Source organism: Kitasatospora sp. NPDC002227, from assembly GCF_040296285.1.
Taxonomy (GTDB): domain Bacteria; phylum Actinomycetota; class Actinomycetes; order Streptomycetales; family Streptomycetaceae; genus Kitasatospora.
This window is the reverse complement of record NZ_JBEOWY010000012.1, coordinates 154833-175055: the sequence shown is the minus strand read 5'-3', so window position 1 is coordinate 175055 and position 20223 is coordinate 154833. Positions and strand designations below refer to the sequence as shown.

22 protein-coding genes and 1 pseudogene are annotated in these 20223 nt (G+C 72.0%); 13 read left to right on the top strand and 10 right to left on the bottom strand.

The annotated features are described in order from the left end of the window. Positions 1 to 90: 90 nt before the first annotated feature. Positions 91 to 714 (top strand): DedA family protein, encoded by a 624-nt coding sequence (locus ABT095_RS14055; protein WP_350529621.1) that lies wholly within the window; start codon positions 91 to 93, stop codon positions 712 to 714. Positions 715 to 721: 7 nt separating this feature from the next. Here ABT095_RS14055 and ABT095_RS14050 read toward each other — a convergent pair whose 3' ends face one another. Together ABT095_RS14050 and ABT095_RS14045 are read right to left on the bottom strand one after the other, a co-directional pair. Further along, the gene (locus tag ABT095_RS14050) at positions 722 to 1144 is read right to left on the bottom strand and encodes a hypothetical protein (protein ID WP_350529620.1); all 423 of its coding nucleotides are present in this window, start codon (positions 1142 to 1144) and stop codon (positions 722 to 724) included. Between the two features lie 161 nt (positions 1145 to 1305). Further along, positions 1306 to 1920, bottom strand: coding sequence for a hypothetical protein (locus ABT095_RS14045; protein ID WP_350529619.1), 615 nt, complete (start codon positions 1918 to 1920; stop codon positions 1306 to 1308). Positions 1921 to 1937: 17 nt separating this feature from the next. Between ABT095_RS14045 and ABT095_RS14040 the strand changes: the two genes are divergently transcribed. Together ABT095_RS14040 and ABT095_RS14035 are read left to right on the top strand one after the other, a co-directional pair. Further along, positions 1938 to 2144: a hypothetical protein gene (locus tag ABT095_RS14040; RefSeq protein WP_350529618.1), complete on the top strand. Its 207-nt coding sequence runs from the start codon at positions 1938 to 1940 to the stop codon at positions 2142 to 2144. 96 nt (positions 2145 to 2240) lie between these two features. Beyond that, positions 2241 to 2438 (top strand): hypothetical protein, encoded by a 198-nt coding sequence (locus ABT095_RS14035; protein ID WP_350529617.1) that lies wholly within the window; start codon positions 2241 to 2243, stop codon positions 2436 to 2438. Here ABT095_RS14035 and ABT095_RS14030 read toward each other — a convergent pair. Then, positions 2425 to 2868, bottom strand: a complete 444-nt coding sequence (locus ABT095_RS14030) for a bacterial transcriptional activator domain-containing protein (RefSeq protein WP_502884873.1) — start codon at positions 2866 to 2868, stop codon at positions 2425 to 2427. The two genes, ABT095_RS14035 and ABT095_RS14030, sit on opposite strands and share 14 nt — an antisense overlap. Before the next feature lie 119 nt (positions 2869 to 2987). Here ABT095_RS14030 and ABT095_RS14025 point away from each other — a divergent pair, with 119 nt between their 5' ends. Continuing rightward, positions 2988 to 4289, top strand: a complete 1302-nt coding sequence (locus ABT095_RS14025; protein WP_350529616.1) for a cytochrome P450 — start codon at positions 2988 to 2990, stop codon at positions 4287 to 4289. A gap of 16 nt (positions 4290 to 4305) precedes the next feature. On the opposite strand, the gene ABT095_RS14020 is transcribed toward ABT095_RS14025, so the two are convergent. Continuing rightward, positions 4306 to 4884 carry a TetR/AcrR family transcriptional regulator gene (locus ABT095_RS14020; protein ID WP_350529615.1) on the bottom strand — a complete coding sequence of 193 codons (579 nt, stop codon included), beginning with the start codon at positions 4882 to 4884 and terminating at the stop codon, positions 4306 to 4308. Positions 4885 to 4974: 90 nt separating this feature from the next. Here ABT095_RS14020 and ABT095_RS14015 point away from each other — a divergent pair, with 90 nt between their 5' ends. Continuing rightward, entirely contained in the window at positions 4975 to 5421 is a 447-nt protein-coding gene (locus tag ABT095_RS14015) for an anthrone oxygenase family protein (protein WP_350529614.1), read from the top strand. Between the two features lie 12 nt (positions 5422 to 5433). Here ABT095_RS14015 and ABT095_RS14010 read toward each other — a convergent pair whose 3' ends face one another. After that, complete coding sequence (locus ABT095_RS14010; RefSeq protein ID WP_350529613.1) at positions 5434 to 6678, bottom strand: serine-threonine protein kinase; 1245 nt, start codon at positions 6676 to 6678, stop codon at positions 5434 to 5436. A 46-nt stretch (positions 6679 to 6724) separates the two neighbouring features. Then, positions 6725 to 8257, bottom strand: coding sequence for a S8 family peptidase (locus ABT095_RS14005; protein WP_350529612.1), 1533 nt, complete (start codon positions 8255 to 8257; stop codon positions 6725 to 6727). A gap of 124 nt (positions 8258 to 8381) precedes the next feature. Between ABT095_RS14005 and ABT095_RS14000 the strand changes: the two genes are divergently transcribed. Further along, entirely contained in the window at positions 8382 to 8912 is a 531-nt protein-coding gene (locus tag ABT095_RS14000) for a HEAT repeat domain-containing protein (protein ID WP_350529611.1), read from the top strand. A 17-nt stretch (positions 8913 to 8929) separates the two neighbouring features. Here the strand turns inward: ABT095_RS14000 and ABT095_RS13995 are convergent, their stop codons facing one another. Beyond that, positions 8930 to 9745 (bottom strand): hypothetical protein, encoded by an 816-nt coding sequence (locus ABT095_RS13995; protein WP_350529610.1) that lies wholly within the window; start codon positions 9743 to 9745, stop codon positions 8930 to 8932. 45 nt (positions 9746 to 9790) lie between these two features. Between ABT095_RS13995 and ABT095_RS13990 the strand changes: the two genes are divergently transcribed. Then, positions 9791 to 9925 carry a hypothetical protein gene (locus ABT095_RS13990; protein WP_350529609.1) on the top strand — a complete coding sequence of 45 codons (135 nt, stop codon included), beginning with the start codon at positions 9791 to 9793 and terminating at the stop codon, positions 9923 to 9925. A 51-nt stretch (positions 9926 to 9976) separates the two neighbouring features. Here the strand turns inward: ABT095_RS13990 and ABT095_RS13985 are convergent, their stop codons facing one another. Then, on the bottom strand, positions 9977 to 12298 hold the full coding sequence (locus ABT095_RS13985; RefSeq protein ID WP_350529608.1) for a M4 family metallopeptidase: 2322 nt from the start codon (positions 12296 to 12298) through the stop codon (positions 9977 to 9979). A gap of 629 nt (positions 12299 to 12927) precedes the next feature. Between ABT095_RS13985 and ABT095_RS13980 the strand changes: the two genes are divergently transcribed. Continuing rightward, on the top strand, positions 12928 to 14160 hold the full coding sequence (locus tag ABT095_RS13980) for a S53 family peptidase (protein WP_350529607.1): 1233 nt from the start codon (positions 12928 to 12930) through the stop codon (positions 14158 to 14160). Positions 14161 to 14319: 159 nt separating this feature from the next. On the opposite strand, the gene ABT095_RS13975 is transcribed toward ABT095_RS13980, so the two are convergent. Continuing rightward, complete coding sequence (locus tag ABT095_RS13975; RefSeq protein WP_350529606.1) at positions 14320 to 15009, bottom strand: SMI1/KNR4 family protein; 690 nt, start codon at positions 15007 to 15009, stop codon at positions 14320 to 14322. Positions 15010 to 15110: 101 nt separating this feature from the next. Between ABT095_RS13975 and ABT095_RS13970 the strand changes: the two genes are divergently transcribed. From ABT095_RS13970 to ABT095_RS13960, 3 genes and pseudogenes are all read left to right on the top strand, one after another. Further along, positions 15111 to 15554 carry a GNAT family N-acetyltransferase gene (locus tag ABT095_RS13970; protein WP_350529605.1) on the top strand — a complete coding sequence of 148 codons (444 nt, stop codon included), beginning with the start codon at positions 15111 to 15113 and terminating at the stop codon, positions 15552 to 15554. A 45-nt stretch (positions 15555 to 15599) separates the two neighbouring features. Then, positions 15600 to 15743, top strand: a pseudogene (locus ABT095_RS13965) (AAA family ATPase); the annotation flags it as partial. A gap of 172 nt (positions 15744 to 15915) precedes the next feature. Further along, a complete protein-coding gene (locus ABT095_RS13960) occupies positions 15916 to 16584 on the top strand; it encodes a Type 1 glutamine amidotransferase-like domain-containing protein (protein ID WP_350529604.1) in 669 nt (222 codons plus the stop codon). Positions 16585 to 16682: 98 nt separating this feature from the next. On the opposite strand, the gene ABT095_RS13955 is transcribed toward ABT095_RS13960, so the two are convergent. Further along, positions 16683 to 17897 (bottom strand): FAD-dependent monooxygenase, encoded by a 1215-nt coding sequence (locus tag ABT095_RS13955; RefSeq protein WP_350529603.1) that lies wholly within the window; start codon positions 17895 to 17897, stop codon positions 16683 to 16685. A 124-nt stretch (positions 17898 to 18021) separates the two neighbouring features. Here ABT095_RS13955 and ABT095_RS13950 point away from each other — a divergent pair, with 124 nt between their 5' ends. Then, a complete protein-coding gene (locus tag ABT095_RS13950) occupies positions 18022 to 18747 on the top strand; it encodes a TetR/AcrR family transcriptional regulator C-terminal domain-containing protein (protein ID WP_350529602.1) in 726 nt (241 codons plus the stop codon). A 270-nt stretch (positions 18748 to 19017) separates the two neighbouring features. Next, the gene (locus ABT095_RS13945) at positions 19018 to 19830 is read left to right on the top strand and encodes a hypothetical protein (RefSeq protein WP_350529601.1); all 813 of its coding nucleotides are present in this window, start codon (positions 19018 to 19020) and stop codon (positions 19828 to 19830) included. Positions 19831 to 20223: the final 393 nt, after the last annotated feature.

The following is a 20223-nucleotide window of genomic DNA, read 5'->3' as shown; positions in this document are numbered from 1 at the left end:
TGAGCTGCGGGAACGCCCCGGTCGGCCCGCGACCGCCGGCCGCGCGAGAATGGACGGTGGACGAAGGAAGGCGGCATCCGAGGACGGCGGATGAACTCCATCACCCACTGGCTCGCCGGTCTGTCCGGCCCGGTCGTCTACGCGGTCGTGACGGCGCTGGTCCTGGTCGAGGACGGGTTCCTCGTGGGGCTCGTGCTGCCCGGGGAGAGCGCGGTGGTGGTCGGGGGCGTCATCGCCCGCCAGGGCGCCGTCTCGGTCTCCTGGCTCTGCATGCTGGTCGTGCTGGCGGCCGTCGCGGGCGACTTCGTCGGCTACGAGATCGGCCGGCGCGGCGGCCCGCTGCTCACCGGGTCGCGGTTCCTGCGGCACCGGGCCGACCAGGTGGCGGCCGCCCAGGACCTGCTGCGGCGGCGCGGCCCGGCGGCGGTGTTCTTCGGCCGGTTCATCGCCTTCGCCCGCACGCTAGTCCCCGGCCTGGCCGGGATGGCCCGGATGCCGTACCGCGAGTTCGTCCGCTGGAACGCGCTCGGCGCACTGCTGTGGGGCGTCGGCTTCACACTGCTCGGCTACTACCTGGGCGACGCGTACGTCCGGATCGAGCAGGCCTGGGGGCCGTACATCGCGATCGCCGTGCTCGGCCTGCTGCTGCTCGCCCTGCTCGGGCGGCGCGCCCTGCGGCACGCCGCCCGCAGACGGGCCGAACGCGAACGGTAGCGGGCCGTCAGGCCGCGATCTGCTGACCGGTCAGGGCCGGGACGAACTGGTCGAGCTCGGCGCGCCAGTAGCGGCCGATGTTGAGGCGGGTGGGCTTCTCCTCGCCGGGGAACTGGAAGCGCAGCGAGCTCCAGATGGTGGCGCGCTTGACCTGGGTCACCAGGGTGCGGGCCTGCTCCAGCGGAATCGCGTGCACGAGCTCCTTCGGGCGGTTGGCCAGGCGGCCGGCGCGGTGGACCACCACGGCCTGCTCGGTCAGCGTGACGAAGTAGTACTTCACGAACAGCTGGCCGATCAGGCCGAGTTCGTTCATGATCCACGGGCTCGGGCCGCTGATCGTGTGGAAGGTGACGACCGGCCGGTCGCTGGGGTTGATCTCGGCGATCGCCTGGGCGACCTGCTCCTGCATCGTGGACTTGCGGATCGCCATCTGGCCTGTGCTCCTGCACTGTTCGGGCGGTGGACGAGTGTCCTGGAGCGCGGACGCTATCGGCGAACAAGTGGTCGGCCCAACGGGCAAAGCGGGCATCTCGCCCCAAGGTCAGGAATCGTCATCCGATCGAGACAAGACCCGCCCGCGCCCGTCGGCGGTCACTCCAGCGATCCGCTGAGCAGAGCGGCGGCCGAGCAGGTGGCCGGGTTGGCGCCGGTGGCCGGGTGGCCGACCTGCTGGCAGGAGACGGTCAGGGTGACCCGCTGCTTGCCGCTCACCAGGATCGCCGAGGCCCAGTGGAAGTCCTGCTCCCGGAAGTTCTCCAACGCGGGGGAGAGCAGCGGCTTGTCGTCCACCGCGATGGTGACGGTGCCGGAGTCACCCTGGGGGTTCTCCAGGACCAGGTCGGCCAGGCGCAGCGTCCTGCCGTCGGGCACCGTGTAGGTGTCCGTACCGTCCTGGCCGGCCTTGGGGGCCGCCGTGAGGCGGTGCGAGAACAGGGTGGCACCGGGGCCGGGCGCGGGCCCGGCGCCCGGCGTGGCACGTGCGGAAGGGGTGGCGGGCGCGGCGGGAGCGGGGGACATCCCGGCTGCCTTCTGCGCCGCCGCGGCGGCGGCCTCGGCACCGGACGCCTTCTGCTTGGCCTCCGCGGCCTGCGAGGCGGCGGCCTGCACCGGGTCCTTGACCGCGGCCTTCGCCTCGCTGCGCACCGCCGGCCGGAGCACCCCGAACCAGAGCCCAGCCAGCAGGGCGGCCACCGCCAGTGCGGCCATGCTGGCTGGCCTCCGGGGTGGAGCTGGCCCGCGACCGGCTCGCCTCGCCGCAGCAGATCCACGCGGTGAAGCTGACGGCCTCCAGCGCGGACCCGGCGCACCCGGCGGCCCTCGCGGCCGACGGCACCACCGATCGCTACTGGGCCCCGCGCCTGCGGGCGATGCCGAGGGCGAGTTCCTGCAGGCCCGGTTCGAAGGGCCGTTCCGGCTGCTGGACGTGGTGATCTGGCCCGGGGCCTCCGGCAACGCCGAACAGTTCCTCACCCAGGGCGCCCACAGACCGTGCTGCTCACCCTGACCACCCAGGGCGCCCACAGACCGTGCTGCTCACCCTGACCACCCTGGACGGCAAGGTGACCACGCGGACGCTGAAGCTGGCCGACTCGCCCGGCGAACAGCGGTTCCACGTCGCCGTCAGCGCCGTGGTCGGGGCACGGCTGACCGTGGTCTCGAGCTTCGGCGCCGGTCAGGACCGGAAGGTCGCCGTGGCGGAGGTGGAGTTCTTCAGACGACCGTGACACCCTCCAGGCCCGGCTGCCCGCCGTCCCCCGGTAGTGCGCTGTCGCCCGGCAGCCCGGCGGGCAGGCCGAGCGAGCGCAGCATCCGCAGGTGTCCCTTCCGGCTCCGCTCGGCGGCCGCCGCGTCCCCGCACCGCCGCTGGGCGATGATCAGGGTCTGCCAGGCGTCGTCGCGGAACGGGTCGATCTCCAGGCCGCGCGCGGCGGCCTCGGCCGCGGCGAGCGGACGGCCACGGCCGAGTTCGACGTTGGCCAGGGCCAGTGCGGCCTCGGCCGCCTCCCGCCGGTACTGGTCGCGGCGGTCCACCACCCACTCGGCCGGGCCGTCCTCCGGCAGCAGGTCACCGGTGTACGCCTCCAGCGCGGTGCGCAGCGCCCGCGCGGCCGGGCCCGCCCGTCCGGCTGCCCGGGCCCGGAGGCCCTCGGCCAGCGACGCCTCGAAGCGCAGCAGGTCGCAGTCGGCCTGCGGTGACGCAGCTAGAGGTGCGCGGACGCATCCTCGGCGCTGTCCTGGCCTGCGGGGCGAGTGCTGGCGTACGGTCGGTGGCTGTGACCTTGAACCAGGCGCGGGTGAACCGGATCTTCCTCCCCGATACCTATGCCGACGGGGTGCCGTACGAGCTGCTGCGCGAGTTGCGGGCCGAGGCGCCGGTCTGCTGGGTGGAGGAGCCGCCGGTGGGGTACTGGGCGGCCGGGCCCGGGTACTGGGCGGTGCTGCGGCACGCCGACGTCAGACGGGTGCTGAGCGATCCCGGGCTGTTCTCCTCGCACCTGGGGGCCACCCAGATCCGCGACCCCGACGCGCCCGCCGACCTGGCCTTCGCCCGGTCCATGATGCTCAACCAGGACCCGCCCGACCACTCCCGGCTGCGCCGGGCGGTGGCCGCCGCCTTCACCCCGAGGGCCCTGCACGAGCTGACCGTCGCCATCGAGGCCCGCGCCGCCGAACTGGTGGCCGCCGTCCGCCCCTTGGGCGAGGCCGACTTCGTACCGATCGCCGCCGACCTGCCGGTGTGGACGCTGGCCCGGATCCTCGGTGTGCCCGAGCGGGACAGCCAACTGCTGGTCGACTGGTCGAACCGGGTGATCGGCTACCAGGACCCGGACTACGCGCAGTCCAGCACCGCCGACCCGGACGGGCTCACCGAGCTCGGCCGGGCCGCCCTCGCCCACCGCCCGACCGCCCTGGTCACCCCCGACGGCCGCCCGGTGAACCCGCGCTCGCGGGCCGCGCTGGCCGACATGTTCTCCTACGCCCACGCGCTGGCCGAGGTGCCGCCGCCCGGCAGCATGGTCGCTCGGATGCGCGAAGCCGGGCTCAGCAGCGCCGAGTTCGAGACGATGTTCTTCCTGTTCGCGGTGGCCGGCAACGAGACGCTGCGCAACGGACTGCCCGGCGGGCTCTACTCGCTGCTGCAACACCCCGGCCAGTACGAGCGGTTGCGGCGGCAGCCGGAGCTGACCGCCTCGGCGGTGGAGGAACTGCTGCGGTACTGGCCGCCGGTGGTGGAGTTCCGGCGGACCGCGACCCAGGACGTGGAGTTGGGCGGCAGACTGGTCCGGGCCGGGGACAAGGTGGTGGTCTACCACGCCTCCGCCAACCGGGACGAGACGGTCTTCGCCGACCCGGACCGGCTCGACATCGCCCGGACGCCGAACGACCACGTGAGCTTCGGCTACGGCCCGCACTTCTGCCTGGGCGCGCGGCTGGCCCGGGTGCAGATGACGGCCCTGCTCGGCCGGGTGGTCGCCGAACTGCCGGGGCTGGCACTGGCTTCGGAGGAGCCGCCGAAGCGGCTGGTCTCCAACTTCCAGCACGGGCTCAAGGAGCTGCGGATCAGCTGGCGTTGACCATCCGCGCGGGGTGTCAGGCCGCGCTGAGCCGGGTGACCAGCAGGTCGACCCGCCGTTCGGTGTCCTCGGGTGGCAGGCGGCGCGCCCGGGTCAGCGTGGCGAGCCCGTGCAGGGCGGCCCAGAAGGTCTCGGTGAAGAGGCCCGGGTCGACGCCCGCCCCGGCGACCTCGGCGAGGCTCTCCAGCAGGGCCGCGAAGGCGTCCTTCAGCGGCTCGGGGGTCTCCTCCTGGGCGAAGGCCAGGCCGCCGTCCAGCTGGAACATGGCGTCGTAGACCGCCGGATTGCGTTCGGCGTAGTCGAGGTAGGCACGGGCGAGGGCGGTGACCCGGGCCCGGGGGCCGGTCGCGGCGGAGGTCGCGGCCCGCAGGGCCACGGCCATCTCGGCGGCACCCTCGAGGGCGACGGCGCCGATGATCTCGCGTTTGCCGCTGAAGTGGCTGTAGAGGACGGGCTGGCTGTACTCGATGCGCTCGGCGAGCCGCCGGGTGGTGACGGCGTCCCACCCCTGCTGCTCGGCGAGCTCGCGGGCGGTGGCCACGATGAGGCGCTCGCGGTCCGCTCGTTCGCGCTGCTTGCGTTCCTGTACCGACATGGATTGATTCTAGCACTGCTAGACAACCGAGCGGCAGTAGTACTAGCGTTGACCCATCAGCTAGCAGTGCTAGATCCTGGAGGGGTCACCATGCTCAGCACACTCGAGGTCGTCACCGTCGTGGTCGTCGGCGTGATGGTGGGGGTGGAGTTCTCGGTCGCCTTCTTCCTGAACGCGATCTTCAAGGCCCTCCCCGAGGACGCCGGGCAGCTCGGCCGCGCCCACGGGGGCCGGATGCTCGGCGCCCTGATGCCGGTCTGGTACTTCACCTCGCTCGCCCTGAGCGCCGGCTGGGCCGTCGCCGGCCGGCACCGCACCGGCACCGGCCTGGTGGTGGCCGCCGCCGCGCTGCTGGTGGTGAGCGTGCTGATGTCGGTGCTGCTGCTCGTCCCGATCAACAACCGGAGCAAGACGTGGACCCCCGAGAACCGGCCCGCGGACTGGAAGGAGCAGCAGGACAGCTGGGACCGCTACCACTACGCCCGCGTGGCGGTCATCGTCGCCGCCTTCACCCTGCTGGTCACCGCCCTCGCCTGAGCCCGCGGGCCCTCAGCGCGTGATGGCCGCGGCGAGCGCTGCCCAGAGGACCTGGGGGTGGCGGATGTCGCTGTGAGCGCCCGAGAAGGGGGACTGGTCGGCGGCGATCACCGCGTCACTGTGCAGGCGGTAGAACTGCCCGGCCTGGAAGCCGTAGGCGGTGCCCGCGTCGAGCAGGTCGACCTGGTTGGCGCCGGCCTGCTGGAACCCGTCGTGGCCCATGCCGCCCCAGCGGTAGGTGAGGTCGGTGGCGCTCTCGGAGTCGCTGTGACTGAGCATCGAGGCGGCCGGGTACCACCAGCCGACCGCCCGGTCGGCCGCCGAGAAGGTGGACACCAGCGGGCCGGCCACCTGGGCCTGGGCGCCGGAGAGGAAGCCGCTGCGGGAGGTGTCGATCGGAAGCTGGGCGGCGAAGGAGAAGTGCGAGAAGGCGCCCTGGATCAGGGTGAGCGACCCGACCGGGGTGGCGGCGCCGGCCGGGAGGCCGGTCAGGGCGAAGGAGACCAGGCGGGCGCCGAAGCTGTGGCCCATCAGGTGCACCCGCACCCCGCCGCCGAGCCGCCCGAGCAGCGGCCCCAGGCCGCTTCGGCCGACCACCCCGGCGCGGTTCTTCATCTCGAAGTAGCTGGCCGTACGCAGCGCCTCCCGGGCACCGTGCCACAGGGTGGTGAACGGGTTCGGCAGGCCCTCGGCGTCCGAGCGGGTCTTGGCCAGGCCGGAGAGCGTGCCGAACACCTGGGCCGTCGGCCCGGTCAGCACCGCCTGCTCGCCGCTGTCCTCGGCCGCCAGCGGCGGGGAGGTGACCAGGGCGCCGATCAGCTGGTGGGCCTGCTGGAGCCCCGCCGCGTCCTGCGGCTGCTGGTCGAGCAGGGTGCCCAGCTGCTGCAGGCCGGCCCGCTGGGCCGGGGCGAAGGCGGGTGCCAGGGCGGTGGCCAGCTGGGCCCCGGTGGAGGGCGTGGCCGGGCCGGCCGGGGCGTCGTCCGGGAAGAGCAGGGAGGGCCAGTGCAGGCCGACCATGCCGGTGTGCGGCCGCAGCTCGGGCGCGAACTTGTCGATCTGCTCGGCGAGTTCGGTGAACATGTCCTGGTAGAGGCCGTCCGCGCTGTCGGTGGAGGTGTTCCAGCCGTGGGAGAGGAGGAACAGGTCGGTCAGCCCGGCGGTGGGCAGCGCCGCGGGCAGACCGCCGTCGTCGAGGAGGGCGCCGTCCGGGCCGAAAGTCAGCTGCCAGTAGGGGAGTCCGGCGATCGGGTCGGCCATCGTACTCACTTCCCAAGGGATCGGTCGGGCGCGCGGTCGGTGGGGGTCAGACGCTGGACATCACCCGCATCAGGTCGAGCAGGCCGTGGCCCTCCAGATAGCGGTCCCGGCCCAGCGAGGTGGCGTTCTCGCAGAACAGCCGCTTGATCTCGGCCGCCCGCCCCATGTACTCCGGACGGGCCGAGAGGAACGCCGCGATCGCGCCGGAGACGTGCGGCGCGGCCATCGAGGTGCCGCTCTCCTCGACGTACGCGGCGAGGGTCGCCGGATCGGCCTTCTCCGGCAGCAGGGAGGCGAGTTGGGCGCGGAGGCCGCCGGTCGCGCAGGAGGTGATGTGCTCGCCCGGGGCCAGCAGGTCGGGCTTGAGGCGGCCGTCCAGGGTCGGGCCCTTGGAGGAGCTGTAGGTGACGCCGAATTCGTGCGGGCGGTCCCGGTGGGTGGAGCCGACGGTGATCGCACCCTCCGCGTTGCCCGGGTCGGTGATGGTGGCCAGCACCGCGCGGGCGTCCGAACTCCCTTCGCCCGGCAGGGATTCACCCCCGAAGCCGCCGTTGCCCGCGCTCACCACGACCACCACACCGCTGCCCGCCAGCAGGTTCACCTCCCGGCAGAGCGGGCTGAGCCCGCAGGCGTAGTCGCGAGGATCCCACGGGCAGCCGAAGCTGAGGTTCACGCCGTGCACCTGCAGCATCCGCCCGCCGGTGTTGAGCGTCTCGCGCACGTAGTAGAGCGCCTCGATCACCGCGCTGGAGGAGGTCACCAGGCCCTCGTCGCGCTCGGCCAGCACCTTCAGGCTCACCAGCTGCGCCTGAGGCGCCATCCCGGCCAGCGTCCGCCCCGGCCCGAGCTCCCGGGCCACCCAGCTGGGCAGCCCGTCCGCGACCGTCTCCACGCTGCCGATCACCGGCCGGTACGCCTCGCCCAGGCTGCCCGCGATGATCCCCGCGACGTGCGTGCCGTGCCCGGCGCCGTCGGTGAGCGGGGCATCGGGCGGGGGAGTGCCGTCGGCGGCCAGCGGCGGGACCAGGCCGGTGAAGTCCCGGTGCAGCCGGGCGACCCGGCCGGTGAGGTTGCCCGCGGCGAAGTGCGGGTGGGCGCCGTCGATGCCGCTGTCCAGGACGGCCCAGACCACGCCCTCCCCGGTCGCGGCGTACGCGCGGCGGACGGCGTCGGCCTTGACGGTGGCGACCGAGCGGTCGATGTGCGCGTGCAGCGTGTAGTCGGGCCAGATCCGGAACAGGGTGTGCGGGCCCTGCCCGTCCGGGGCGCGGTCGGCGGCCAGCAGGCGCTGGATCTCCTCCGGGCCCAGCACGCAGAGCACATAGCTGGCGGCGAGCAGACGGGGCTCAGGCGGCGGACCGTCGGCGGGCTCGCCGAACACCCGGTGGTACAGGGCCAGGAAGTCCCGCCGGGTCTGCTCGGTGGAGGGGTCGCGGGCCAGGTCCATCTCGACCAGGACGGGGCTGCGGCCGTCCGGCCGCACGTGCACCACCCGGTTGCGCTGCGCGGGCGGCACGCCGGGCCGGAGCGCCGGGCTCACCGCGCAGAAGCCGCCGGCTTGGTGGTCGGGCGAGGTCATGGTGGTGGCCTCCCGCCGGGGACGCGGGTGTTCTCACCCTCCACGATGCGCCCCTTGGAGCGCCGAGGCATCCGGAGGGTAAATCCCTTTGCACGGGCCCGCACTGCGGCTCGACACTGTGGCCATGCTCGGATTCGTGCGCACCGACAACGAAGCCCTGGTCGCCGCCCTGGGTGACCCGCAACGGGCCGTTCCCGCCTACCGCGAGCTGCTGCGCCGGGGGGACGACGCGCTCGGCGCGATCCGCGCCGGCCTGGCCGACGGGCGCGCGGCCGTCCGGGAGGGCTGCTGCCGGCTGCTCGACCACCTGGTCGACACGGACTCGATGGACCTGCTGATCGCGATGGCCGAGGACCCCGACGCCACGGTGCGGACCGCCGCCTTCCACGCGCTGGCCTGCGACCGCTGCAAGGGCGACACCTGCGCCCCCGGTGCGGACCGGGTGCTGCAGCCCGGTCTGGTGCATCTCGCCTCCGATCCGGACCCGCAAGTCCGCTCGATGGCAGCGGAGTTGGTGGGCAAGTTCGTCCACACGGACGCGCGCGCGGAGGCCGCACTGGAGGAGAGCCGCCGCAGTGACCCGAGCCCGGCCGTCCGCAAGAAGTCCGGCTGGTACGCCCCGGGCGGGACGATCCACCGGCGCACCGCACCCTGACCCGGCTGTCGGCCCCCTCAGCCGCCGGCGCGTTCCGCGCGTACGGCCTCGGCGACTTCGAGTGCCCGGACGGGGTCGTAGACGGTCAGCTCCGCCTCCGGGGATGTCAGCGCGGCAGCCCGCGGCGTGTACCCGTAGGCGCGGACGCCGTGCCGGGCGGCCAGCTCGTCGACCGTGCTCACAGGAACCTGCCACCGGGTGGCCACCTCGGACGGCGTCCACCACTCGTCCGGGCAGAGGAGGTTCCGCTGGACCTCCGTCTGCAGCTCCACCGGGACACCGGCCGGGCCGAGTTGCTCGGTCAGCCAGCCGATCAGCAGGTCCGTACCGACCTCGGACAGCGGGGCGAAGAGTCCCGGCTCGCAGTCCACCCTGTCGCGGGACGCGTGCAGCACCACCTTGATCGAGGTTCGCCGGCCGAGCCTGAGCCGCTCGTGGACGACGACTCGCCGCAGATCGGCCACAGCCACGGTCGACGTCCGCAGGAAGCGTGCGACCACGAGCTGGGCCGCACTCCCCGAGGGGCGGAACTCGATCCACCGCACCATCGTGGCCGGCGCCGTGAACACCGTGCCCACGACCAGTAAGGCCACGGCCAGGGCCGTGAGCCCCAGGATCACCCAGAACAGGCCCCAGACGAAGCCGCTCCGGTAGAGCGCGGCGATCGCCAGCGCCGGCACCAGGAGCGGGGCCGCCACCCAGAGCGGGACCAGCGCGCTCGCGCCGAACGCATAGCCCAACTCCCGGAACCGCCCAGGGACGAACACCAGCCGTGCACCCGTCGGGGCTGTCTTCACAGCTCCCGCCAGCGAGTCCGCATCTCGGAGGGCCATGGGTCAAAGGTAGGCCGTGGCAGGGGAATTCGTAAGGGAGCCGACGTGCCCGCCCGGGCGCCTCCGGGCAGCTACGAGGATGCGGGGGCGTACTGGTACCTGAACTGGGAGGTGGCCGAAGCCGATTCCGAGGAAGTCCTGCACGCGGGGCCGAGCGCCGGCGGGCAGGGGTACGGCTGAGGCCCGGGGGCGTGGCGGCCCCCGGGCCTGCTACTGCTTACTGACGGTGCGTCAGGAGGCGTTGAGCGCGGTGTCGTCGATCACGAAGCTGGTCTGGAGGGAGGAGTCCTCCACGCCGTTGAACTTGATGGTGACGCTCTGGCCCGCGTAGGCGGAGAGGTCGAAGGCGCGCTGGGTGTAGCCGGTGGCCGCGTCCACGTTGGAGTAGGTCTTGAGCGCGGTGCCGTTGACGCTCACGGTGAGCTTGTCGTAGGCGGTGGTGCCGGTCTCGGCGGTGTCGATGTGGAGCCAGAAGCTCAGGGTCGCCTTGCAGCCGGCCGGGACGGTGACGGTCTGCGAGACGGTGTCGGTGTGGGCCGAGCCGTAGCCGTTCATCCAGGCCTTCCAGGAGCCGCTGTGGGCGGCCTCGGAGGAGCTGTTGTCGACGACGCCGGAGGTGGTGGTCCACGGCGAGGCGGTGCCGGTCTCGAAGCCCGCGTTGCCGAGCAGCTGGCCGCCACCGGTGCAGGTGCCGCCACCGCCGCCCGAGACGGTCCAGGTGAAGCTGGTGGAGCCGGTCTTGCCGGCGCTGTCCTTGGCGGTGGCCGTCACGTTGTAGGTGCCCGCGGTGGTGGCGGTGCCGGTGATCTTGCCCGAGGTGGAGATGGACAGGCCGGTGGGCAGGCCGCTGGCCGTCCAGGTCACGGTGCCGGTGCCGCCGGTCGAGGTGAGCTGGAGGTTGGCGGTGCCGTTCAGCGCGGTGGTCTGGTTGCCCGGGTTGGCCACCGTGACGCCACCGGCCGGCACCGAGCCGACGTTGACGCCCGCCCAGGCGGTCGCCACGGCGGTCGCCTCGGCGCCGCCCGCGCCGTACAGGTCGTTGGCCGCGTTGATGGTCGCGGTCCGCGCGGCGGCGTAGTCGGTGCTGGAGGTGAAGTAGGTGGTCAGCGCGCGGTACCAGATGGCCGCGGCCTTGTCCCGGCCGATGCCGGAGACCGAGATGTTGTTGACCGTCGGGGAGTTGTAGTTGACCCCGTTGATGGTCTTGGCGCCGCTGCCCTCCGAGAGGAGGTAGAAGAAGTGGTTCGCCACGCCCGAGGAGTAGTGCACGTCGAGGTTGCCGACGCCCGAGGACCAGGAGTCGGCCGAGCCGCCGTCCTTGGAGGGCTGGTCCATGTACCGCAGCGGCGTGCCGTTGCCGTTGAGGTCGATCTTCTCGCCGATCAGGTAGTCCGGCGTGTCGGCGGGCAGGTTGGCGTACCACTCCACCATGGTGCCCAGGATGTCCGAGGTGGCCTCGTTGAGGCCGCCGGACTCGCCCGAGTAGGTCAGGTTGGCGGTCGCGGCGGTGACGCCGTGCGTCATCTCGTGGCCGGCCACGTCGATCTCGGTGAGCGGGTGGGTGTCGCTGGCACCGTCACCGTAGGACATGCAGAAGCAGGAGTCGTCCCAGAACGCGTTGGTGTAGTTGGTGTCGTAGTGCACCCGGTTGAAGGCGCCGACACCGTCGTTGCGGATGCCGTTGCGGCCGAAGGTGTTCTTGTAGAAGTCCCAGGTGGCGGCGGTGCCGTACTGGGCGTCCACGGCGGCCGACTGGCGGTTGCTGACCTGGCCGTTGCCCCAGGTGGTGCCGGAGTTGGTGAAGATGGTGCCGTTGCCGGAGGTGCCGTTGTTCATGTCGACCGTGTACTGGTTGCCACGGCTCGGGTCCTTGAGCTGGCCACCGGTGGTGGTCAGCGGCACGGTGCCGACGAAGACGCCGTTGCCGGTGTCGGTCTCGATGCCCTCGACCTTGCGGAGCACCTGGCCGGAGTGCGCGTCGGTGATGACGTGCAGGCGGCTCGGGGTGCCGTCGTGCTGCTTGCCGGTGACCACGGTCTCCCAGGCGAGCTTCGGGGTGTTCTTGTCCATGAGGACGACCAGGCGGGGCGCGACGGCCACGTTCGAGCCGGACTCCTGGGCCAGGGCGGAGGCCTGGGCCTTCGGGGCGGCGAGCGCCGGGGTGGTGGAGACGCCGTTCAGCGAGGCGGTGCTGGCCCGGTCCACGCCCTTGACGCTGCCGTTGGCGGCCTGGTGCACCACCAGGTCGCCGCCGAGCACCGGCAGGCCGCCGTAGGTGCGCTCGTAGCGCAGGTGCGTGGTGCCGTTGGCGTCCTTGACGACATCCTTGGCGACCAGCTTCTCCTGGCTGCCGAGGCCGAGCTGCTGCGCGACGGCGGCGCTCTGCAGGCCCGCCTGGGAGAGCAGCTCGGCGTGGCTGGTGGCGACCGCGGCGCCGGCCAGCGACGGCGTGGCCGCCAGGGCGTGGGCGCTCATCGGGACGGCGGTGACCAGAAGCGCGGTGGAGGTGGCCAGTGCGGCCAGTGCGCCACGGGCGTGGGTGTAGCGGGACATGCGTCTCCTTACCGGCCGTTCGCGGGTTGGCGGACGGCCGGGGCTACCTGGCCGCGGGTAGCGGCGCAGTGGGGGCTTCCCGGGACGCGGTTGCGCGGCACGGGTGCGGTGCGATCGGGAGTTGAACTCCGCCGCCTCGCGGCCGGGGTGAGGGGCCCGGGCCGGTGCGGCAGTCGGAATATTGACAGGCAATGTCCAAGCCATGACAGGTAGAAGCTGGGGATTGGCTGAGAACGGCTGGGAACTCACTGTGTCCGACGCGTAGCGTCCAGCGACGGCCCTGACGTGCGGAGCTGTTCAAGACGGCCCGACCGTGGCCCGGTGGCGGGTGCGGGCGGGCCCGACGGCGTCCGGGGGACCGATCAGTTTCAGCCACCGGGGCGTTGACGGGTCATTCGGGGACGAATGTCCTTTTGGTGATTCCGTTCGCCGTTTTCCGTTGCCTGTTCTGTTTATGGAGACCGCACACACGCAACTCGCGTGGAGTAAAGGGATGGTTCGGCCTGCCGGTGATCCATTGTCCGGCGCACGACGGTCCACTAGCGTCTGCGCCAGTCTCACCAGGCACCACGCTCACGGCTCCCCCCACGCCGCCGTGCCCCTGGTACACCCCCACTGGAGGCAGTCCGTTGCGTACCCCCACGCCCGCGACCCGTAAGGCAGTCCTGGCCGTCGCCGGCTCCGCCGCGCTCGCGCTCTCGGCCCTGGCCACCGCCGCTCCGGCCGGTGCGCAGGCCACCCCGCACGTGTACTCCAAGGGCGGGACGTCCTGGGTCCGGGCCTGCGACACGCTCGCCAAGGGCGACACCATGGCCTGCAACGCGCTGAAGGTCGTCAGCAACAAGGGCGGCACCGTCCCCAACGCGACCCCCTCCGGCCTCGGCCCGGCCGACCTGCTCAGCGCCTACAACCTGCCCGCGAACGGCGGCGCCGGCCAGACCATCGCGATCGTGGACGCCTACGACGACCCGAACGCCGAGGCCGACATGAACGCCTACCGCGCGGCGTACGGCCTGCCGTCCTGCACCACCGCGAGCGGCTGCTTCAAGAAGCTCGACCAGAACGGCGGCACCAAGTACCCCAGGGCCAACAGCAGCTGGGCCGGCGAGATCTCGCTCGACCTGGACATGGTCTCGGCGGTCGCCCCCAACGCGCACATCATCCTGGTCGAGGCCTCGACCGCCTCCCAGACCAACCTCGGCACCGGCCTGAACACCGCCGTCGCCAAGGGCGCGAAGTTCGTCTCCAACAGCTACGGCGGCGGCGAGACCTCTTCGGACTCCAGCTACGACTCGACCTACTTCAACCACCCCGGCGTGGTCATCACCGTCTCGGCGGGCGACTCCGCATACGGCGCGCAGTACCCGGCGGCCTCCAAGTACGTCACCGCAGTCGGCGGCACCGCCCTCAAGCGCGACTCCAGCGCCCGTGGCTGGAACGAGTCGGTCTGGTACACCAACTCGACCGAGGGCACCGGCTCGGGCTGCTCCGCCTACGACGCCAAGCCCACCTGGCAGAAGGACACCGCCTGCGCCAAGCGCACCATCTCCGACGTCTCGGCGGTCGCCGACCCGGCCACCGGTGTCGCGGTCTACCAGACCTACGGCGGCTCCGGCTGGGCCGTCTACGGCGGCACCTCCGCCTCCTCGCCGATCATCGCCTCGGTCTACGCGCTGGCCGGCACCCCGTCCGCGGGCAGCTACCCCGCCTCCTTCCCCTACGCCCACACCGGCTCGCTGAACGACGTCACCACCGGCTCCAACGGCACCTGCTCCCCGGCCGCCCTCTGCACGGCCGAGGTCGGCTACGACGGCCCCACCGGCCTGGGCACCCCGAACGGGCTCGCCGCCTTCACCGGCTGACGGTTGCAGTCAACCTGCGAGTGCCCGCCCCCACCGGCTGTGGGGGCGGGCGCCCGGCGTTGACCGCCCTGGGCGTGCTCAGAGTGTGAACCGTGGTTCACATGCATGGATGAGAGCTCCGCAAACAGAGGTACGGCGACCGCTCGCGCAGGCGGCGGGTCAGCCGCGCCCGGCCCGCTTCGACGTCGTCCGCTCGCTCTGCTCGAGCCAGGTCAGGTACCAGCGCGCGAAGGTCACGGGCTGCTCCTGGTCGTCCAGGAGCGGGATGAGGTCCATGTCGTCCGTACGGTGGTCGGTCCAGATCCGGCCTCGCTCGGGCCCGGTGACGACCAGCCACTCACGCAGGGCGCAGCCGAGGTGGGCGAGCACGATCGCGCCCGCGGTCCGGTCGGGGGAGAACATGGTGCGACCCCAGTGCTCGTCCCACGTTTCCTCGGCCTCGTCGAAGGCCTCGGTCTCCGCGAAGTCCTCCTCCTCCGGGCGTTCCGCCAGGAGCTGCTCGACCTGCTCGGCGGCGGGGTGCCGCACCGGGAACGGCTCGGCCAGCCGGTGCAGGTCGGCGAGGTCGGCGCCGTCACCCTCCCACTGCCACCGGCCGTCGGTGCGCCGCACGGGGAAGACCCCGTACCCCGGCCCCGCGCCGCCGGCTCCGACCTGGAGCAGGAACTGCCGGTACTCCTCGGGCAGTTCGACACCGAGCCGGGCTTCGAGATCCGCCAGCTCCGCGGCGCCCAGCGGGTCGTCCAGCACGAAGCCGTGGCCCACCGAGCCGAACACCCGCGAGCTGCGGGCGTCCGCCCCGAGTGACTGCACGCGCTCGCGAATGCCGAGCCAGGTCGAGTTCTCCATGGCGCAGAGCCTAGGGGGCGGGCCTGACAGCGGGGCGCCCGAGGTGGGCAGGGGGAGACCCTGGTCGGAGGGCGCCCGGTGACGGGACGCCAGCCTGGGGCATGACTCAGTTCCGCGAGGCCGGGCCCGACGACTTCGAACAGATCATGCGCCTCTACCGGCAGCTGCATCCGGGCGACCCGGTGCTGCGCGACGGGTCCGACAGTGCGGCGTTCGCGCGGATCCTGGGCTCACCCGGTCTGCACCTGTTCGTCCTCGACGCCGATGGCGCCATCGTCGCCACGACGTACCTGAACCTGATCCCGAACCTCACCCGGTCGGCAGCGCCGTACGCGGTGATCGAGAACGTCGTCGTCGAGGAGACCCTGCGGGGCACCGGTCTGGGCAAGCAGATCATGGCCGGTGCGCTCCAAGCCGCATGGGACGCCGGCTGCTACAAGGCCATGCTGCAGACCGGCTCGCGCACGCCCGCCACGCACGCGTTCTACCGAGCGTGCGGCTTCTCGCCCGACGCCAAGACGGCGTACCTCGCTCGCCCGTCGTGACTCCCTGGTCCAGCAGCAGGAGCACGGGGCGCTGCGGCTGAGCGGATGCTCCGGCTCGCGCGGGAGGCGGTCCGGCTCGGGACCAACGTCGTGGTGGGTTGCGGGTGTTGGTCGCGGCACGAGCGGTCGGCAGTGCGATGGTTGGCGGAGGCCGAGGGGGCGGGGTTCCAGCTGGTCTACCTGCCGGTGGCCGGTGGCCGTCGTTCGGGTGAGCCCGACTCTGTCGGCCGGCTGGTCCGGGCGCCGAGCATGCTGGTACGTGTCAGTGCCCCGTGATTGACTCGTCTGCCGGAAGGACCGGACCGTTCGAGGCCCTGCTCACCGCGGCCCGGCACAGCCCTCGATGGACAAGGAAGGCGCGATGAAGCTTCTCCTCACCTCCGGCGGCGTCAGCAACCGGAGCATCCGCGACGCACTGGCCGACCTGCTGGGGAAGCCGATCGCCGAGTCCACCGCCTTGTGCATCCCCACGGCGATGTACGGCATGCCCGGGACCGCCGTCATGACGTGGCGGCAGATCGCCGGGCAGTCGCCCACCCCGATGGTCGAGTTGGGGTGGAAGTCGGTGGGGATGCTGGAGCTGGCCGCGCTGCCCAGCATCGCCGAGGAGCACTGGGTCCCCATGGTGCGGGAGACCGACGCGCTGCTGGTGTGCGGCGGGGACGTGCTCTACCTGAACCACTGGATGCGCACGTCCGGCCTGGCGGACCTGTTCCCCGCGCTGAGCGAGACGGTCTACGTGGGGCTCAGCGCGGGCAGTATGGTGATGGCCCCGCACGTCGGGGAGGAGTTCGTCGGCTGGCAGCCGGCCACGGGCGGCGACGCCGCGCTGGGCCTGGTCGGATTCTCGATCTTCCCGCACCTGGACAACGTGATGTGCCCGGACAACACCACGGCCCATGCCGAGGAATGGGCCGCGAAGGTGCCGGTGCCGGGGTACGCACTCGACGACCAGTCGGCCATCACGGTGGTGGACGGCGCCGTCGAGGTGGTCTCCGAGGGGAATTGGAGGTACTTCGACCGCTCCTGACGACGGCGCATCGTCGTCTTCCGCGGGAGAAACGCCGCGATGTACTGCCACGTTGTCGTCGACGGACAGCTCCAACTCCCCGGCGCGCGCATCGGCGGCTACCGGGAGTTGGACGGCGCCCGGAGCTCCCACGAGGAGGTCGGCTCGGCCGCGTAGTCGGGCAGGTCGACGCTGCTGACCCGCTTGCCCATCTCCAGCATCTTGTCGAGGATCCAGCGCCGGTTCAGCAGTCCGTTGCGCACCCGCAGCCCGGTCGAGGTGCCGGGCGCCAGGAACGGGCCGGTGCGGTCCCCGCCCTTCTGGCAGCCCTGGGCGTAGTCGCGCAGGGTGTGCTCGTAGCGGGCGAAAGCGGTGCGGTGGTCACCGCGGGCCCGGGCCAACTCGCCAGCCATGACGTATGCCGCCACTACCGCGGTGCCGGTTCCCATCCCGCCGATGGTGGCCCCACAGGCGGCGTCGCCGAGCAGTGCGATCCGACCGGTGGACCAGGCGGGGACGTCGGCCCGACTGATCGAGTCGAAGTAGAGCTCGGGGGCCTGTCCCAGGCTCTCCAGCAACCGGGGTACCTCCCAGCCGAGGCCTGCGAAGGCGTCCCGGATCAGCGCTTTCTGCTGCGACACGTCGTGGCGGTCGTAACGGAGTTCGGTCGAGGCGAAAACGAAGAAGGCGCCCGCCCGGCTCGGGTCCCGGTGGTCGGCGCCGACGGCAGCGAGCCGGCCGGGGACGTTGAGGCCGACCGAACCGGGAGGCAGGCCCAGGTAGTTGGGCAGCTTCCAGGTGGCCGCGTAGTAGCCGAGGTGGCGGACGTAGCGCTCCTCCGGGCCGAAGGCGAGCCGTCGGACATTGGAGTGCAGCCCGTCGGCGCCGATCACCAGATCGAACTCGCGTGGTGCGCCGTGCTGGAAGGTCACCCGGACGCCGGCGGACGTCTCTTCCAGGGCGGTGATCGAGTCGCCGAAGAGGTACTCGGTGCCTGGGAGGCTTCGCCGGTGCAGCACCTGGGCGAGCTCCCCGCGCGGGACCTCCACGTCCCCGCCCGCGAAGTCGGACGGCAGGTGGAGGATCTGACGGCCGCGCTGGTCGACGAAGGTTATCGGGCTGCCGCCGGTGTCGAGCGCGCGCAGCTCGTCGAGCACGCCCATCCGCTCCAGCACGGTCAGGTGGGTCTTGCCGCGGAAGTCGACCGCCTGGCCGCCGCCGCGTAGGGCGGGGGCCAGCTCGACGACGGTGGTCTCGAAGCCGTGCCGCCCCAGCCAGTAGGCAAGTGCGGGGCCGGCGATGCTCGCGCCCGAGATCAGGACTTTCGTGCTCACGTGAACCACTCCATCCGACGCTGTCGAATAACTGTGTCCGGTGGACACTGTTCATTGCTGTGTACGGTAGACGCAGTTAGGTCGCCTCGCAATGGGCAGCCGGAAACACGGGACGGAGCGGGAAATGGGCGAGGATGCGAACGAGGCGGTGCGGCTGCTCTGGGGGCCGCCTGCCAAGCCGTCCCGGGGACCGAAGCCCGCGCTGAGCCTGGCGCGGATCGCCGCTGCGGGCATCGAGATCGCGGATGCCGAGGGCCTCGGAGCCGTCTCGATGCAGAAGGTGGCAGGGCTGCTCGACTTCACCAAGATGTCGCTCTACCGCTATGTGCCCGGCAAGGCGGAGCTGGTCGCGCTCATGGTGGAGGTCGCGGTCGACGAACCACCGCAGGCCGTGGACGGGCTCGGATGGCGTGAGCAACTGGCGGCCTGGGCAGGGCAGCTGGCGAAGTCGTTCGCCGAGCACCCGTGGCTGCTCGACGCCACCGTCGGACCGCGGGTGATGGGCCCCAAGGAACTCGGCTGGCTGGAGCGGGTGGTCGCGGCCCTGGATGGCCACGGACTGACCGGCCACGAGCGCATGGACGCCGCGGTGCTGCTGGCCGGGCACGTCCGGGGCATCGCCGAGCAGGCCCGCGCGGCCCGGCCGGGCGGCTCGCCCGAGACGGAACTCCTGGCCATCCTCGGCCCCCTGGTGAACCGGCACGCAGACCGCTTCCCCGCACTCGCCGTGGCCATGGCCTCGCCGGACGGCCGGGACCAGGCGCTGGACTTCGGTCTGGAGCGCATCCTCGACGGTCTGGAGGCCCTGATCAGGCGCCGTACCGGACAACTCGGGGAGGATCAGCCGTAACCGGTCCACCCTCGGGTGCCAGGCGTCCCGTTGCCTTCTTCAGCCCCTTGATCGAGGCATTCATGGCCGAACGCAGCGGCGTCGCACTCATCGGGGCACGGTGATCAACCCCGCCCACCCCGTACCAAGAGGATTGACGGCTGGTACGTCGGGACCAGACGACCCGCGCGGAGCGTCCGAGGGACCGTCACCGAATCCCGGAAGGCGGATCAGCGCCAACAGTGGTCCGGCCACTCCCGTAAGCCCTGGTGCTACCGCTAGATTGAGCCGATGTGCGTCTCGGCGAAGCGAGCAGAGTTCTCCGGCACCACGCTCTACACCGGGCGTCGGTGCCACCCGCAGCACGGGGTGATCCACGTCCTGGGGTACCAGAACACGGCGGTGAATCTCTCCGACGGTGCCAACGCGATGCTGCTTCACCTGCCTGGTCGCTCCGTGGGCCCCGAGAACTTCCTCTCCGCGGGCGGCTGCGCCGACATCCTGTCCCGCATGGTGGACGCGGTCCGCCCGCCCAGGCCCCAGAGCAGGTCGCGGGCGGCGAGCACGCTACGTTCGGTCCAGGTGTTCGATCACGATATCTACACGGTGCTGCTCGCCGAGGACGCGACGCAGATCCCGGCCGCGCTGGCCCAGGTGCCCGCGCGCAAGCGCCCCAGCATCGATCCCGAGCTGATGCGGTTCTACGCCGACCACTACCCCGGGCACACCGTCGTGCTCTGCTGCTTCGACAACGCCGAGGCGAAGAAGGCCAGTCCGCTGCTGCTCTGGTACCGGCCCCTGGACCCGGACGTGCTCACCGCCCCGGCCCTGGACTGCCATACGGGCGGCGTACCGGCGACGGACACCCCCGTCGTGGTCGACCACTGGGTGCTCTTCGGTTCCGACGAAGCCCCGGCCGGCTGGGGCACCCCCGTGAACTACCCCGTCGGCATGCCCAGGCAGCTCTACGACTTCCTCCCCGACGCCGTGGTGGGCAGGTACTTCGGCTACGAGCCGTTGCCCAACGGCGACTTCGCCATTACGCACGAGGACCTCCTGGCCGGCAGCCTCGAGCGGATCCACCGGCTGCAACCGGTCCGCTGAGTACCCCGGCACCAGTTGGCCCTCTCCGACGGACAGTTGATCTCCCTGCGTGGTGTGCTGGTGACGCTGCTCAACCGGCTATGTCATCGCGTTGCAGGTGCATGGCATTGAAGGGCACTCCGGCCTTGGCCCGACCGGTCCGTTCGCACAGTGGCTGAGCCGGGAGCACGGCTGGTCGATGGCGTGCGGTTGGGCCAGGGCGATCACTCACCACGCCGAGGGTGAGTCGCCTCTGTCGGAGCTCTTCCGGTAGCTGGACGAGTGGCGGACGAGCACTGCGGCCGAGTGGACCGTGGCAACCGGCTCCTGACCTGACGGGCCACGGTGCTCCATCACGCGGCGAGGGTGCCGGGGTGCGGGCTGGGGCTGTTCGATGCGGGCCGGCCCGGCAGG

Coding starts and splice junctions, on each gene's coding strand:
- ABT095_RS14000 (WP_350529611.1), top strand. CDS start 8,382: ATGCTCGGATTCGTGCGCACCGACAACGAAGCCCTGGTCGCCGCCCTG.
- ABT095_RS14045 (WP_350529619.1), bottom strand. CDS start 1,920: ATGGCCGCACTGGCGGTGGCCGCCCTGCTGGCTGGGCTCTGGTTCGGG.
- ABT095_RS13960 (WP_350529604.1), top strand. CDS start 15,916: ATGAAGCTTCTCCTCACCTCCGGCGGCGTCAGCAACCGGAGCATCCGC.
- ABT095_RS13995 (WP_350529610.1), bottom strand. CDS start 9,745: ATGGCCCTCCGAGATGCGGACTCGCTGGCGGGAGCTGTGAAGACAGCC.
- ABT095_RS14015 (WP_350529614.1), top strand. CDS start 4,975: ATGCTCAGCACACTCGAGGTCGTCACCGTCGTGGTCGTCGGCGTGATG.
- ABT095_RS13975 (WP_350529606.1), bottom strand. CDS start 15,009: ATGGAGAACTCGACCTGGCTCGGCATTCGCGAGCGCGTGCAGTCACTC.
- ABT095_RS13945 (WP_350529601.1), top strand. CDS start 19,018: ATGTGCGTCTCGGCGAAGCGAGCAGAGTTCTCCGGCACCACGCTCTAC.
- ABT095_RS14055 (WP_350529621.1), top strand. CDS start 91: ATGAACTCCATCACCCACTGGCTCGCCGGTCTGTCCGGCCCGGTCGTC.
- ABT095_RS14020 (WP_350529615.1), bottom strand. CDS start 4,884: ATGTCGGTACAGGAACGCAAGCAGCGCGAACGAGCGGACCGCGAGCGC.
- ABT095_RS14050 (WP_350529620.1), bottom strand. CDS start 1,144: ATGGCGATCCGCAAGTCCACGATGCAGGAGCAGGTCGCCCAGGCGATC.
- ABT095_RS13950 (WP_350529602.1), top strand. CDS start 18,022: ATGGGCGAGGATGCGAACGAGGCGGTGCGGCTGCTCTGGGGGCCGCCT.
- ABT095_RS13985 (WP_350529608.1), bottom strand. CDS start 12,298: ATGTCCCGCTACACCCACGCCCGTGGCGCACTGGCCGCACTGGCCACC.
- ABT095_RS14010 (WP_350529613.1), bottom strand. CDS start 6,678: ATGGCCGACCCGATCGCCGGACTCCCCTACTGGCAGCTGACTTTCGGC.
- ABT095_RS14005 (WP_350529612.1), bottom strand. CDS start 8,257: ATGACCTCGCCCGACCACCAAGCCGGCGGCTTCTGCGCGGTGAGCCCG.
- ABT095_RS13970 (WP_350529605.1), top strand. CDS start 15,111: ATGACTCAGTTCCGCGAGGCCGGGCCCGACGACTTCGAACAGATCATG.